Consider the following 13868-nt stretch of genomic DNA (forward strand, 5'->3'; position numbering starts at 1 on the left):
GTGGGGGGGGGGGGGGGGGGCACGCGGCGGGGCCCCGCGCGCCGTGCGGCGTGCGGGGCCCCTGGGTCCGGCGGGAAGGGGGGTGTGCCGGACGGGTGGTGGCTCGGTGGTTTCTTCCTCAGTCCTCCGCCGTGGAGGGGGGCCGGTCGTAGAGCGCGAGACAGTCCTCGTACGCCGGCAGGATTCCCTGGGCGAGGGCCTCGGCCGCGGTGGGTGCGGCGAGGTCCTCGTCCGACATCAGCGGTTCCCCGGTGAGCCCCCACGGCAGGGCGAGGGCGGGGTCGAGGGCGCTGACGGTGTAGCCGGTGCCGGGGGTGTCGGGCCGGGAGCTGTGGCAGGCGATCACCGTGTCGTCCTCCAGGGCGAGCCAGGCGTGGCCGAGGCCTTCGGAGACGAAGACGCTGGAGGCGTCGCGGTGGTCGAGCCACACCATCTCGTGCCGTCCGTAGTCCGGGGACCCGACCCGCAGGTCGACCACGACGTGGAGGGCGGAGCCCCTGACGCAGTCGAACAGCCGGGCGCGGCCGCTTTCGCCCGCGGTGCCGTGGATGCCGCGCAGGACCAGGCGTCGCGCGGCGGACAGGTCGCTGTACCGGATCGCGAAGGGCCGGCCGATCGCGTCCTCGACGTCGTCCTGACGAAACGTCTCGTAGCGGACCACGACCTCGTCCTGGGCGGCCCGGGGCGAAAGCAGGAACGCGCCGGGCAGGGCGAGTTCGCTGATTTCCAGGCTGCTGACTTCCATGGGACGAAGGTAGCGGCCGTCGCTCAAGACCGGCTGGAGCAGCGCTGATGCCATGACCCGCGCTCCTCCCGGGCTAGTGCGCGGCGAGGGCGGCGAGGGCGGCGGGGTCGGCTCCGAGCTGGCGGAAGAGGTCGTCCATGTTGAGCTGGTCCCAGTGCTCGGCCAGCAGCCCGTCCTCGACCCTCCAGATGTCGATGGACTGGAAGTTCACCGGCCGGCCGGAGGCGGGTATGCCGAGGAAGGTGCCCTGGTGGGTGGCGGTGTACTCGATGCGGGCGGCGACGCGGTCGCCTTCGCCGATGACGTCGTGGAGGTGGGCCTTGAGGTCGGGGAAGGCGGTGAACACCTGGGTCCAGAAGCCCCGGTTGGCGTCGATGCCGTCGGCGACGCCGGGGTTGTGGTCGATGTGTCCGGCCGCGGTGTGCTCCTCCATGGTGCTCACGTCGTGGCTGTTGACCATGGCGACGAAGCTCTCAACGAGGGCGTGGTGGTTGTTCGGCATAGGGGGCCTTCCTCGGTCGGCTCGGGGTGGGTGGGAACAGTCGCTGAGAGCATGGCCGCAGGCTCTCGAGCGGCTCTGGAGCAGGGCCCGGTGGCGGCGGCTCAAGCGGGACTCGAGTGGCCTGGGGTCAAGCTGGGAGGGATCCCGGCCTCTTTTCGTGTTCCGGGACCGTCACGAGAGGAATACGCCATGGCTTCGTCCACGCAACGCCCCTCCCCGGCCACCGGGTCCGACTCCGGGTACGGCGGGTTCGATGCCGGGGAGATGCGCATCGTCCACCGTGCCTTCCGCCGGGAGCTGCGGCTGATAGGCGAGATGATCGCCGTGGTCGCGCCGGGTGACGTGGCGCGTGCCGCGGTCCTCGCCGATCACTTCGGTGACCTGCGTTCGGGGCTGGTCAACCACCACCGGGGCGAGGACGAGCTGCTGTGGCCGCTGCTGTTCGCGCGGGTGGGCATCGAGCGCGATGTGGTGGAGCGGATGGAGGCGGAGCACGAGCGGGTCGCGGCGACTCTGGCCGCCGCGGGTGAGCTGGTCGTGGCGTGGGCGCGGGCGGCGGACGCGGGGCTTCGCGACCGGGCCGTGGCGGCGATCGAGGAGCACCGTGCGGTGCTGGTGGAGCACCTCGACGACGAGGAGGAGCACCTGCTGCCGTTGGCCGAGCGGTTCTTGACGGCGAAGGAGTTCGGTGCGCTGGGTGATCATTTCGCTTTGCACACGCCGAAGACGAAGCTGATGAAGTTCTTCGGGATGGTGATGGAGGACGCCGACGAGCGGGAGCAGCGGGTCATGCTCGGCAATGTGCCGGCGCCGGTGCGGGTGGTGTGGCGGGTGTTCGGGCCGCCGCTGTACGCCCGTACGCTGCGGCGGGTGCGTGGCGTGGCCTGAGCCCCCTGGTACGTGCTGCTGCCCCGTCGAGCTTCGGCTCGGCGGGGCAGCAGGGTTTTACGGGTGGGTGTGCGGGGGCGGTACGGAGGTCAGGTGAGCCAGGCGTCGGGGGCGGGGCCGCCGTTGCCGAGCGGGGGGAAGAGGGTGTCGAGTTCGGCGAGGAGGGTGGGGGGCAGGGTGGTGGTGAGGGCTTCGATGCCGCCGTCGATGTGGCGGCGGGTGCGCGGGCCGATGACGACGCCGGTGACGCCGGGGCGGGCCAGGGTCCAGGCCATGCCGACGATCGCGGGGTCGAGTCCGTGGTCGGCGCAGAGCTTCTCGTAGGCGGCGATGGTGTCGTGCTGGGTGTCGAGGGCTTCCAGGGCGCGGCCCTGGGCGGACTTGACGGCGGAGTTGGTGGCGAGTTTGCCGAGCACGCCGCTGAGGAGGCCGCCGTGCAGGGGTGACCAGGCGAACAGGCCGAGTCCGTAGGCCTGGGCGGCGGGGATGACCTCGAGTTCGGTGTGGCGGGTGACGAGGTTGTAGGCGCACTGTTCGGTGACCAGGCCGAGGCTGTTTCTGCGCAGGGCGGCTTCCTGGGCGGCGGCGATGTCCCAGCCGGCGAAGTTGGAGGAGCCGACGTAGCGGACCTTGCCCTGGGTGACGAGGAGGTCCATGGCCTGCCAGACCTCGTCCCAGCCGACGGTCCGGTCGAGGTGGTGCATCTGGTAGATGTCGATCCAGTCGGTGCCCAGGCGGCGCAGGGACGCCTCGCAGGAGGCGACGATGTTGCGGGCGGACAGGCCGTGGTCGTTGGGGCCCTCGCCCATCGGGTCGCCGACCTTGGTGGTGAGGACGACCTGGTCGCGGCGGCCGGGCCGGGCGGCGAGCCAGCGGCCGATGACTTCCTCGGTGTGGCCCTTGTAGACGCGCCAGCCGTAGATGTTGGCGGTGTCGACCAGGTTGATGCCCTGGTCCAGGGCGTGGTCCAGGAGGTCGTGGGCCTCGGGTTCCTCGACCCGGCCGCCGAAGTTGACGGTGCCGAGGGCGAGCCTGCTGACCCGCAGACCGGTCCGGCCCAGCTGTGTGTGGATCACGCGTCCTTCTCCTTGGTCGGTCGGGGTGAGGGGTGGAGCCGGGTGTTCACGAGACGGTGGTCTCGTGGCCGCCGGTGCAGAACTCGGTGGTCCAGCGCAGGCCTTCTTCGAGGGTGACCTGCGGTTCCCAGCCGGTGGCGGCGCGGAAGGCGGTGGAGTCGACGCGGACGCTGCGGAAGTCGCTGACCTCGGCGTACTCGGGGGGCTGGACGGAGGTCACCGGGACGGGGTCCTTGCCGGTCTGTTCGGCGACGAGGGCGGCGACCTGGGCGAAGACGTCGCCGAGGGCGGCGCCGTGGCCGGTGCCGACGAGCCAGTGCCGGCCGTGAAGCGCGTCGATGCGGCCGGTGGCGGCCCAGAAGGCGCGGGCGACGTCGTCGACGTGGAGGAGGTCGCGGCGGACGGTTCCGTCGTGCCACATGGTGAGGGGTTCGCCGGCCACCGCGCGGCGCGTCATGGTGGAGACGATGCCCTTGTCGCGGGCGGTGGAGGCGGGGCTGTAGCCGTACAGGGTGGTCAGGCGCAGGCAGGCGCCGCGTACGGTTCCGGCGGCGTCGGCGGCGAGGAGCAGGCGTTCGGCTTCGAGTTTGAGGCGTTCGTAGTAGCCCTTGGGGCGGTCGGGTTCGGTGCCGTCGAGGACGTCCTTGTCGAAGTCGCCGGCGGCGGTGACCGAGCCGGTGAACAGGACGATGGGGGGCTCGGGGGTGGCGGGGCGGTCGGCGAGGGTGCGCAGGAGGTCGCGCATGAGGCCGACGTGGACGCGTTCGGCGGCCGGGTCGCCGTCGGCGATGCGCCAGGTGGAGGCGCCTTCGAGGAAGGCCAGGGCGTGGATGACGACGTCGGCGCCGGCGACGGCGGCGGCCATCGCTCCGGGTTCGGTGAGGTCGGCGCGGACGACGTCGATGCGGGCGCGGGCGCCTGCGGGGACGGGGCTTGGTCTGCGGGAGACGGCCCGGACGCGGACGGGGTGCCGGGCCAGTTCGCGCAGGACCGCGGATCCGACGAAGCCGGCGGCGCCCAGCACCACGATGAGCGGGGTGTTGTCGGCCGGGGTGTTGTCGGCGGGGGTGTTCTCGGCCGGGGGGTTGGTGCTCACGCCCGTGCCTCCATGAGGGTCGGTGGGGTGGGTGGCGGGTGGTTCGGTCATGGGGGGGGTCAGAGCAGGCAGGCGGCGAGGCTGCGGGCCTCGACGTTGACGTGGTAGCCGAAGCGGGTGAGGTGGTGGAGCTGGCCGAGGGTGAGCCACCGGTAGTTCTCCGGCGCTTCCAGGGTGTGGTCCTCGGGTATCTCGACGACGAGGTGGCGGGTGTCGGCCTTGGAGAAGCGGCCGCCGTCCTCGGACTGGATGGAGTCCAGCCGGGTCCAGGCGGCGGGTGCGTCGAGGTAGGAGGTCAGCGGGGGGAAGTCCTCGGGTCCGCGGTGGTAGCCGGGTGAGAACTGGATGGTGGGGCCGAGTTCGAGGCGGTCGGTGAGGCCGGGCTGGATGGTGGCCTGGAGCAGGAAGTGCAGGACGCCGCCGCGGCGCTGGCAGATGAGGGCGACGGCGTTGTCGGGGCGGGGTTCGAGCATGGGCTGGAACCAGGTGCCGACCTCGCGGCTGGTGGCCTTCACCGACATGCCGATGATGTCGAAGATCCGGCCGTCGCGGTGGCGGATGCTGTCCTCGTCGCAGATCCACTCGTCCATGTCGGCCAGGCTGGTGCGGCGCACGTCCAGGCTGTAGGTGGCCTTCTGGTCGTAGAGCCAGGTCAGGGTGGATTCGAGGCCGGGGCCGGTGAACGGCGTGGTGTGGGAGGCGAGGAGGTCGGCGTGGAAGGCGTCGGGCTGCTCGGCGTAGGTGGGCAGGGCGCGGTCGGCGGTGGCGGAGCCGTAGCCGATGCCGGAGAGCACGGTGCGGGCGTTCATGTTGACGCGGTTGCCGAGCTGGAGCTGGTGGCGCAGCTGGCCGAGGGTGAGCCAGGTGAAGTCGTCCTCGACGACGACGTCCTCGTCCTCGGGGACCTCGACGATCATGTTGCGGTTTCTCTTGTTGAGGTACCAGAAGCCGTGTTCGGACAGGAGCTGGTCGAACAGGACGCGGCGGCGGGTGCCTTCGAGGAAGTAGTCCAGGTAGGGGGTGGCCCGGCCGCCGTGGACGCGCCGGTAGTTGCTCTGGGTGGCCTGGACGGTCGCGGCGTACTGGACGAAGGCGGTGTTGCCCGGTTCCATCTTGGCCTGCATGAGGAAGTGCAGGACGCCGTCGAACCGCTTGACGATGATGCCGAGGATGCCGATCTCGGGCTGGACGATGATGGGCTGGGACCACTGGGCGACGGGGCCGAAGTCGGTCCGTACGGACAGTCCTTCGACGGTGAAGAACTTGCCGTCCGCGCGGCTGAGCCGGTCGCCGAGGTGCCAGTTGGGCAGGGCCGCCAGGGGGACGCGTTCGACGTCGTAGGAGGCGGATTCCTCCCGTTCCATGAGGAAGGCGCCCGCGTCGGGGGTCAGCGGGGTTTTCGGCTCCAGCGCTGACGCCAGGAAGTCGTCGGCGCCGTTCACCTCGGGCTGCATCTGGCTGTGTCCTTTCGACGGTACGGGCGCGGTGGCTGGTTCGTTTCGCCAAAAGCTAGGCCGGGGCCCTCGCTGCTGCCTCGGGATCGGCTGGAGCCCGGCCCCTCCCCCGTACCCCCGTACGCCGGCGCGCGGGTGTGCGGGTGTGCGGGTGTGCCGGTGCCCCGCGCTTCGTCGTCGGGCGCGGGGCACGGGCGTGCGTGTGCGGGGGTACGGGGACGGGTTCAGCGGGTGAACTCGGCGAGGCGGGCGGCGGTGTCGGCCGGGCCGGGCAGGGCGGCGATGTCCTTGGCGAGGGCGTCGGCGGCGGCCTGGTGGGCGGGGTCGGTGAGCAGGGCCCGTACCTGCCGGGTGACGGCTTCGGAGGTGACCTCGTCGCCGATGAGGGTGAGGCCGGCTCCGGTGGCGGCGACGGCGGGCGCGTTGCCGAAGCCGTCGCCCTCGGCCGGCAGGATCAGCTGGGGCAGGCCGGCGGCGAGGGTGGTCAGGGTGGTGCCGTGGCCGCCGTGGTGGATGACGACGGTGGCGTGGCGCAGGGCCTCGGCCTGCGGGACCCAGGGCAGGGCGGTGACGCGGTCGGGGAGGTCGCCGAGTTCGGCGGGGTCGACCAGGGAGCTGGTGGCGACCAGGACGCGGACGTCGAGGGGCAGCAGGCCGTCGATGACGGTCCGCAGGCGCGCCGCGGAGGTGACGACGGTGCCGAAGCTGAGGTAGACGAGCGGGCCTTCGCCCTGGGTGACGTGGGCGGGCAGTTCGCCGGGCTCGCTGTAGGCGGTGGGGCGCTGCGGGATGATGCGGACGCCGGAGGCGAGGAAGTGGGGGTTCTGCACGGCGGGCGGGCAGATGTCGATGTAGGGGTTGCCGAGGGCGGCGTCGTGGCCGAGCTTGCCGGCGACGCCGAGGTCGGCGGCGGTGGCGAAGAGCTCGGAGACGATCTCGGGGTTGTGCGTGGCGGGGCCGATGGACTGGGCGACGGCCGGGGTGTTGGTGGCGGCGGCGGCGAACGCGGCGCCGGGGTTGAGGCTCTCGTAGACGACGAGGTCGGGGGCGAGGGTGTCGATGGCGGCGGTGAGGCCGGCGTACACGCTGCGGGGCAGGACGGAGCCGAACGCCTTGACGGCCAGGGTGGCCAGGACCTCGGGCGGGATGTCGCTGGCCGTCACGGCGCCGCCGTTGGCCTCCAGGAACGCCTGGCCGCCGGCGGCCTCGATGAACGCCTCGGGGACGGTCAGGCCGGCGGTGACGGGGGTGAGGCCGGCCTTCTCGACGGTGGGGTGGAACTGGGCGTGGGTGGCGAACCAGACCTCGTGTCCGGCCTCGTGCGCCGCCTGGGCGAGCGGTATGAGGGGGAAGACGTGTCCGTAGTTTCCGAGGCTTGCGAAGAGGACCTTCATGGCGTGCGCGGCCTTTCTGCCGGGGCGGGGAGGGGCTCGGGGTGGGGCCCGGCCCCGGTACGTGGACGTGTGAGGGGTGGGGGGGGTGGGGGTGGGGTGCGGACCGCGGCCCGACAGGTGGGTCGTGTCGGGCCGCGGGTCGCCGCTGGTGTGCGGGCGGGGGTCAGCGGGCGCCGGAGGTGACCGGCTGGGCGCCGGCGGCCTCCGCGGTGTCCGGGACGGTGCTGTCCTGCTCGGTGGCGGCGGCGGGCCGGGTGGCGAAGAGCATCGCGACGGCGGCGATCGCCATGGCGGCGGCGCCGACCCACAGGGCGGGCACGAAGCCGTCGACGAAGTTCTGCCCGGAGGCGTAGCCGCCGTTGTGGGTGAAGACGCTGGTGAGGACGGCGACGCCGAGGGCGGCGCCGAGCTCGCGCATGGCGGAGGTGGAGCCGGAGGCGATGCCCTGTTCGCTTTCGTCGACCGAGCTCATCGTGAGGTTGATGAGCGGGGCGAAGAAGCAGGCGACGCCGACGCCTCCGAGGAGGTAGCCGGGCAGCTGCTCGACGTAGGAGGAGTCGGGGCTCATCACGAGCGCCCAGTAGGCGAAGCCGGCGGCGAGCAGGGCGAGTCCGAAGACGGCGACGGGACGTCCGCCGATCTTGTCGGACAGGATGCCGGCGACGGGGGCGATGAGCAGGGGCATCGCGGTCCACGGGAGCATCCGCACGCCGGCCTCGGTCGGCGACATGTGCTGGATGTTCTGCATGAACTGGGTGATGAGGAAGACGACGCCGTACATGGCGAAGGCCTGGAGCAGGCCGCCGGCGTTGACGGCGCTGAAGGCCCGGTTGCGGAACATGCGCATGGGCAGCATGGGGGCGCTGGAGCGCTGTTCGTAGACGACGAACGCGACGACGAGGACGGCGCCGGCGATCATGGGGCCGATGACGAGGGGGGCGCCCCAGCCTTCGTGGCCGTTGGCGCGGATCAGGCCGTAGACGAGGCCGAGGATGCCGGTGGAGACCAGGAGGGTGCCGGGGATGTCGAGGCGGTTGTTGGGTCCGCGGGACTCGGCGAGTCCGCGCCAGGCGGCGGGGATGAGGAGGAGGCCGACGGGCACGTTGATCCAGAAGATCCACTGCCAGGACAGGTTCTCGGTGACCAGGCCGCCGACCAGCGGGCCGCCGGCGATGGCGAGTCCGCCGACCGCGCTGTAGATGCCGAGGGCGGCGCCGCGCTTGGCGGCGGGGACGGCGCTGGTGAGCAGGGTGAGGGAGAGCGGCATGACGACGGCGGCACCGGCGCCCTGGATGACGCGGGCGGCGATGAGTTCGCCGATGCCGGGTGCGAGGGCGGCGGCGGCCGAGGCGGCGGTGAAGACCAGCAGGCCGCCGATGAACACCTTGCGGCGTCCGAAGCGGTCGCCGAGGGCGGCGCCGAACATCATCAGGACGGCGAAGGAGAGGGTGTAGGCGTTCACCGTCCATTCGAGGTCTTCGAGGCTGCCACCGAGTTCGTCCCTGATGGTGGGCAGCGCAACGAGGACCACCAGGTTGTCGAGCCCGGCCATGAAGGTGGCGAGGGCCGTGATCAGTGTGGCCAGGCCGGGGGACCTCCCCGCCCCGGCCGCACCGCCGCCGGCGGTGACCTTGTCAGTACTCATTCAGGGTTTTCCTTCCGAATCCACCAGGGGGGACAACGGCTGGTCGTCGGGTGAGCCGGTGACGCGGCGCCGGTCGTACGTGAGTACGGGAGCGGGGCGCCGTGCTGTCTGCCGTTGCCGACGCCGCGCGGGCGTCGCACCGAGGCTAGGAAGGGGTGCTTGAGCGCTGGTGGATTCCGGCACGCGGCCGGCCAGGGGCCCGTGGGGGCGGGTGGGTCTCCAGTTCTTCTCCGCCGTGGCTCGATCGGGCCGCCACACCATCGGGCTTGCGGGACTCGTGCGGGCCGTGGGGCCCCCTTGCCGCATCCACCCACCGAGAGTGAGAGGAAGAACCGAGCGATGAAGGGCATCATCCTCGCCGGCGGCAGCGGCACCCGGCTGCGCCCGCTGACCGGCGCCTTGTCGAAGCAGATCCTGCCGGTCTACGACAAGCCCATGATCTATTACCCGTTGTCGGTGCTGATGCTGGCGGGGATCCGGGAGATCCTGGTGATCTCCTCACGCGATCACTCCGCCAGTTTCCGGTCGCTGCTCGGGGACGGCTCCCGGCTGGGGCTGCGGATCGAGTACGCCGAGCAGGACCAGCCGCGCGGGATCGCCGACGCGCTGGTGATCGGGGCGGACTTCATCGGCGACGACCAGGTCGCGCTGGTGCTGGGCGACAACATCTTCCACGGGCCGAGGTTCTCGGTGCTGCTGGACGACGCGCTGCGCCGCCTGGACGGGGCGCATCTGTTCGGTTACCGGGTGCGCGATCCGCACCGGTACGGGATCGGGGAGGTCGACGCGCACGGCCGGCTGGTGTCGCTGGAGGAGAAGCCGGCCCATCCGCGGTCCGACATCGCGGTGACGGGGCTGTATCTGTACGACAGCGACGTGGTGGGGATCGCGAAGAACCTCTCCCCCTCGGCGCGGGGCGAGCTGGAGATCACCGATGTGAACCTGGCCTATCTGCGGCAGGGCCGGGCCCGGCTGACGGAGCTGGGGCGCGGGTTCGCGTGGCTGGACATGGGCACGCACGACTCGCTGCTGCAGGCGGCGCAGTACGTCCAGCTGGTGGAGCAGCGGCAGGGCGTGTGGATCGCCTGTGTCGAGGAGGTGGCGCTGAACCGCGGGTTCATCACCACCGAGCAGTGCCTGCGTCTGGGTGAGGAGATGGCGGGGACGGCGTACGGGGAGTACGTCTCCGAGGTCGCCGCCCGTCACCGTCCGATGCCGACCGTCCGTGTGGCCTGAGTCCGTGTGGCCTGAGAAGGAGAACGAAGCCATGTTCGCTGTACGAGCTGCTGCCCCCGTCGACGTGCGGGTGGGCGTGTCATGACGACCCGTGTTCTGGTGACGGGCGGGGCCGGGTTCATCGGCTCGCACTATGTCCGTACGGTGCTGGGTCCCGACGGTCCGGGGGACGTGTCGGTGACGGTGCTGGACAAGCTGACGTATGCGGGGAATCCCGCCAATCTCGACGAGGTGCGGGCGCATCCGCAGTTCTCGTTCGTGCAGGGTGACATCTGTGACCCGGAGCTGGTCGACAAGCTGATGGCGGAGCACGCCCAGGTGGTGCACTTCGCGGCGGAGTCGCATGTGGACCGGTCGATCGACGGGGGCGCGGAGTTCGTGCGGACGAACGTGGTGGGTACGCACACGCTCGTCGACGCGGCGCACCGTGCCGGTGTCGAGGTGTTCGTGCACGTGTCGACGGACGAGGTGTACGGGTCGATCGAGGAGGGGTCGTGGCCGGAGAGCGATCCGCTGAGCCCGAATTCGCCGTATTCCTCGTCGAAGGCGTCGAGTGATCTGATCGCGCTGTCGTACCACCGGACTCATGGTCTGGATGTGCGGGTGACGCGCTGCTCGAACAACTACGGGCACCATCACTTCCCTGAGAAGCTCATCCCGTTGTTCGTGACGAATCTCCTCGACGGCAGGAAAGTGCCGTTGTACGGGGACGGTGGCAATGTCCGTGACTGGCTGCATATCGATGACCATGTACAGGGCATCGAGCTGGTGCGGACGCGGGGCCGTGCGGGCGAGGTGTACAACATCGGCGGCGGTACGGAGCTGTCGAACCGGGAGCTGACCGGGATGCTGCTCGCGGCGTGCGGGGTGAGCTGGGAGGACGGTGTCCGTTACGTCGCGGACCGCAAGGGTCATGACCGGCGTTACTCGGTGGACTGCACGAAGATCCGTCAGGAGCTCGGGTACAAGCCGCGGAAGGGTTTCGAGGAGGGGCTGGCCGAAACTGTTCAGTGGTATCGCGAGAACCGTGATTGGTGGGAGCCTTTGAAGGAGAAGGCTGATGGAGGTGTCAGCTCCGGTTGAGTGAATAGTTCACCCGCCACCGGTGAAGGCGACACTGTCCGTCACCTCACTGGCTCACGAAGAATCCTGGCCATTGGAGCACCAGCCGATCGCGTCAGTGAGGACCTTCTCCGATGAGCCACGCCAGTGCCACCGTCTCCGTCCCGGCGCGCATGACCCCGCAGGCTCCCGCGCGTCCGTTCCTCGTGGTCGAACTGCCTGACCATGCGTTCACGTCGACCGCGTTGTTCACGCTGTGCGCGGCGCCGGCGCCGGCGCCGGCGGTTCCGGCGGCCGCCTCGTTCACCTTGTGCGCCGGCCCGCCGCCCGGGGAGTTCGCCATGGCCTCGGCCTCGGCGTTCGCGGCCGTCGAGGGCGACGCGGTCGCGGGGGCCTGGATATGACACCTGAGTCCGTGTCGCCGTACTCCGTCGAGGCCGGGCGGGCCGCCCTGCGGGACGCTTCGACCCTGGTGGGTTTCAGGCATCATCTGCGTCCGGCGACCGTTCCCGGCGAGGCGACCTATCTGGTCTCCCGTCAGGGCGTCACGACGCTGCACGGGCTGCTGGCCGATGTGCTGGTTCCGCTGCTGGACGGCACCCGGTCCCCGGCCCAGGTGCTGGCCGCGGCCGCGCCGGCGCTGACGCGTCAGGAGGCGGAGGACGGGCTGTGTCTGCTCAGTGACGCGGGGCTGCTGCGTTTCGAGCGTCCCGGGCGGGCGACGGCGGGCAGCGATCCGGTCGCGGAGGCCTACTGGGATCTGGCGGGGCTGGACGGTGCGCGGGCGGCGGCGGGGCTGAACGGCTCGCGGCTGCGGATCTGGCCGCTGGCCGGGGTGGACGCGGGTCCGGTTCTGAGCGCGAGCGCGGAGTCCGGGCTCAGTGTCACCGACTCCGACACCGATCTGACGCTGGTGCTGTGCGACGACTACCTCTCCCCCGAGCTGGAACGGGTCGACGCGGAGCACCGGGCGGCGGGCAGGCCGTGGCTGCTGACGCGGCTGTGCGGGTTCGAGCCGTGGATCGGCCCGTTCTTCCGTCCCGGTGAGGGGCCGTGCTGGTCGTGCCTGGCCTACCGGCTGGAGCAGCACCGCGGCTATGACCGGCCGTTGCAGCGGGCGCTGGGGCTTGACCGGCCGCTGCTGCGGCCGGCCGCCTCGCTGCAGGCGGGGCGGGTGATGGCCGCGCAGAGCGCGGTCCTGGAGGCCGCGAAGTGGCTGGCGGGGCTGCGGTACGCCGACCAGGGTTCGGTGCGTACGGTCGACACGCTCACGCTGCACACCCGGGTCCACGCGGTGTCGCGGATTCCGCAGTGCCCTTCGTGCGGGGAGGGCGGGCTGACGGGCCGCCGGGTGTCGGCGCCGTTCGTTCCGGTGTCGCGGCCCAAGGCGGGGCACGGCGGCGGGGACCACCGGGCGCTCAGCCCGGATCAGCTTCTCAAGCGCCACCAGCATCTGGTGAGCCCGATCACCGGGATCATCCCGCACCTCGAACCCTCCCCCGGTGCGCCGGAGTTCGCCACCACCTATGTGTCGGGGCACAACCTGGCGATGCGGGACCGGGGGCCGGCGGGGCTGCGGTCGCAGAGCGGCGGGAAGGGGCTGACGGACACCGAGGCCCGTACGAGTGCGCTGTGCGAGGCGGTGGAGCGCTACTCGGGGACCCGGCACGGTGACGAGCCGGTGGTGGTGGACAGCTTGCGGGGTCTGGGCGAGCAGGCCCTGCACCCCAACGTCTGCCAGCTGTACGCGCAGGAGCAGTTCCGTGACCGGGAGCGGTGGAACCGGTCGGGTTCGCCGTTCCATCACGTGCCCGAGCCGTTCGATACGAACCGGCCGGTGGAGTGGACGCCGGTGTGGTCGCTGACCGAGCGGCGTCAGCGGCTGCTGCCCACCTCGATGCTGTACTTCTCCGCCACCGCCGGCGCGCCGGGCCCGTACGCCGACTCCAACGGCAACGCGGCCGGCAGCAGCCCGGAGGACGCGCTGCTGCAGGGGTTCATGGAGCTGGTGGAGCGCGACGCGGTCGCCCTGTGGTGGTACAACCGGACGGCTCAGCCGGGTATCGACCTGGATTCCTTCCACGAGCCGTACATCGGGCGGATCCGTGAGGGGCACCAGCGGCTGGGCCGTGAGCTGTGGGCGCTGGATCTGACCTCGGATCTGGGGATTCCCGCGATCGTGGCGCTCTCGAGGCGGGTGGAGGGGCCGAGTGAGGACATCGTGTTCGGGTTCGGCGCGCACTTCGATCCGGCGGTCGCGCTGCGGCGGGCGCTGACCGAGACGGGGCAGCTGCTGCCGGCCGTGAACCGGGACCGTCCCGGCGGCGGGTACGGCATCACCGATCCGTTGCCGGTGCGCTGGTGGCGGCAGGCGACGGTGGCCAACCAGCCGTATCTGGCGCCGGATCCGGCGGTGGCGCCGAGGACGCCCGCGTCGTGGGTGTACGAGGTGCGTGACGATCTCCTGGACGATGTCACGGCGATCACCTCGCTGCTGGCGGGCAAGGGGCTTGAGCTGCTGGCGCTGGACCAGACGCGGCCGGACATCGGGATGCCGGTGGTGAAGGTGATCGTTCCGGGCCTGCGTCACTTCTGGGCCCGGTACGCGCCGGGGCGGCTGTTCGATGTGCCGGTGGCGCTGGGGAGGCTGGAGCGGGCCACCCCGTACGAGGGGCTGAATCCGATCCCTCTGTTCGTCTGAGGCCTGCCCGTTGTACGTGTGACGTGCCCCTGGCGTGGTGCTGTCGCCCCGGCCTTCGCGGCGGGGCGG

At 71.4% G+C, this 13868-nt stretch carries 12 protein-coding genes; 5 read left to right on the forward strand and 7 right to left on the reverse strand.

The window, feature by feature from the left end; genetic code table 11:
- Positions 1-118: 118 nt before the first annotated feature.
- Both ACFC0Z_RS07580 and ACFC0Z_RS07585 read right to left on the reverse strand, forming a co-directional pair.
- Positions 119-745, reverse strand: coding sequence for a dTDP-4-dehydrorhamnose 3,5-epimerase family protein (locus ACFC0Z_RS07580; protein WP_376433845.1), 627 nt, complete (start codon positions 743-745; stop codon positions 119-121).
- Between the two features lie 73 nt (positions 746-818).
- On the reverse strand, positions 819-1247 hold the full coding sequence (locus ACFC0Z_RS07585) for an ester cyclase (protein WP_376433847.1): 429 nt from the start codon (positions 1245-1247) through the stop codon (positions 819-821).
- Between the two features lie 189 nt (positions 1248-1436).
- Between ACFC0Z_RS07585 and ACFC0Z_RS07590 the strand changes: the two genes are divergently transcribed.
- Positions 1437-2135, forward strand: a complete 699-nt coding sequence (locus tag ACFC0Z_RS07590; RefSeq protein WP_376433849.1) for a hemerythrin domain-containing protein — start codon at positions 1437-1439, stop codon at positions 2133-2135.
- 89 nt (positions 2136-2224) lie between these two features.
- Here ACFC0Z_RS07590 and ACFC0Z_RS07595 read toward each other — a convergent pair whose 3' ends face one another.
- From ACFC0Z_RS07595 to ACFC0Z_RS07615, 5 genes are all read right to left on the reverse strand, one after another.
- Positions 2225-3211, reverse strand: a complete 987-nt coding sequence (locus ACFC0Z_RS07595) for an aldo/keto reductase (RefSeq protein ID WP_376433851.1) — start codon at positions 3209-3211, stop codon at positions 2225-2227.
- Between the two features lie 46 nt (positions 3212-3257).
- Complete coding sequence (locus ACFC0Z_RS07600) at positions 3258-4307, reverse strand: NAD-dependent epimerase/dehydratase family protein (protein WP_376433853.1); 1050 nt, start codon at positions 4305-4307, stop codon at positions 3258-3260.
- A 59-nt stretch (positions 4308-4366) separates the two neighbouring features.
- Positions 4367-5761 carry an NDP-hexose 2,3-dehydratase family protein gene (locus ACFC0Z_RS07605; RefSeq protein ID WP_376433855.1) on the reverse strand — a complete coding sequence of 465 codons (1395 nt, stop codon included), beginning with the start codon at positions 5759-5761 and terminating at the stop codon, positions 4367-4369.
- 224 nt (positions 5762-5985) lie between these two features.
- A complete protein-coding gene (locus tag ACFC0Z_RS07610) occupies positions 5986-7155 on the reverse strand; it encodes a nucleotide disphospho-sugar-binding domain-containing protein (RefSeq protein WP_376433857.1) in 1170 nt (389 codons plus the stop codon).
- A 163-nt stretch (positions 7156-7318) separates the two neighbouring features.
- Positions 7319-8800 (reverse strand): DHA2 family efflux MFS transporter permease subunit, encoded by a 1482-nt coding sequence (locus ACFC0Z_RS07615; protein WP_376433859.1) that lies wholly within the window; start codon positions 8798-8800, stop codon positions 7319-7321.
- A gap of 339 nt (positions 8801-9139) precedes the next feature.
- On the opposite strand from ACFC0Z_RS07615, the gene rfbA reads away from it, so the two are divergent.
- The 4 genes from rfbA to ACFC0Z_RS07635 all read left to right on the forward strand — a co-directional run bounded on the left by rfbA (position 9140) and on the right by ACFC0Z_RS07635 (position 13799).
- Positions 9140-10036: a glucose-1-phosphate thymidylyltransferase RfbA gene (rfbA, locus tag ACFC0Z_RS07620; protein WP_376433861.1), complete on the forward strand. Its 897-nt coding sequence runs from the start codon at positions 9140-9142 to the stop codon at positions 10034-10036.
- An 81-nt stretch (positions 10037-10117) separates the two neighbouring features.
- Positions 10118-11119 (forward strand): dTDP-glucose 4,6-dehydratase, encoded by a 1002-nt coding sequence (rfbB, locus tag ACFC0Z_RS07625; protein ID WP_376433863.1) that lies wholly within the window; start codon positions 10118-10120, stop codon positions 11117-11119.
- Positions 11120-11232: 113 nt separating this feature from the next.
- Positions 11233-11502 carry a hypothetical protein gene (locus tag ACFC0Z_RS07630; protein ID WP_376433865.1) on the forward strand — a complete coding sequence of 90 codons (270 nt, stop codon included), beginning with the start codon at positions 11233-11235 and terminating at the stop codon, positions 11500-11502.
- 11 nt (positions 11503-11513) lie between these two features.
- Positions 11514-13799, forward strand: a complete 2286-nt coding sequence (locus ACFC0Z_RS07635) for a TOMM precursor leader peptide-binding protein (protein ID WP_376433866.1) — start codon at positions 11514-11516, stop codon at positions 13797-13799.
- Positions 13800-13868 lie beyond the last annotated feature (69 nt).

The organism is Streptomyces sp. NPDC056144, from assembly GCF_042264145.1.
Taxonomy (GTDB): domain Bacteria; phylum Actinomycetota; class Actinomycetes; order Streptomycetales; family Streptomycetaceae; genus Streptomyces.

Coding starts and splice junctions, on each gene's coding strand:
- ACFC0Z_RS07610 (WP_376433857.1), bottom strand. CDS start 7,155: ATGAAGGTCCTCTTCGCAAGCCTCGGAAACTACGGACACGTCTTCCCC.
- rfbA (WP_376433861.1), top strand. CDS start 9,140: ATGAAGGGCATCATCCTCGCCGGCGGCAGCGGCACCCGGCTGCGCCCG.
- ACFC0Z_RS07580 (WP_376433845.1), bottom strand. CDS start 745: ATGGAAGTCAGCAGCCTGGAAATCAGCGAACTCGCCCTGCCCGGCGCG.
- ACFC0Z_RS07590 (WP_376433849.1), top strand. CDS start 1,437: ATGGCTTCGTCCACGCAACGCCCCTCCCCGGCCACCGGGTCCGACTCC.
- ACFC0Z_RS07605 (WP_376433855.1), bottom strand. CDS start 5,761: ATGCAGCCCGAGGTGAACGGCGCCGACGACTTCCTGGCGTCAGCGCTG.
- ACFC0Z_RS07630 (WP_376433865.1), top strand. CDS start 11,233: ATGAGCCACGCCAGTGCCACCGTCTCCGTCCCGGCGCGCATGACCCCG.
- ACFC0Z_RS07585 (WP_376433847.1), bottom strand. CDS start 1,247: ATGCCGAACAACCACCACGCCCTCGTTGAGAGCTTCGTCGCCATGGTC.
- rfbB (WP_376433863.1), top strand. CDS start 10,118: ATGACGACCCGTGTTCTGGTGACGGGCGGGGCCGGGTTCATCGGCTCG.
- ACFC0Z_RS07615 (WP_376433859.1), bottom strand. CDS start 8,800: ATGAGTACTGACAAGGTCACCGCCGGCGGCGGTGCGGCCGGGGCGGGG.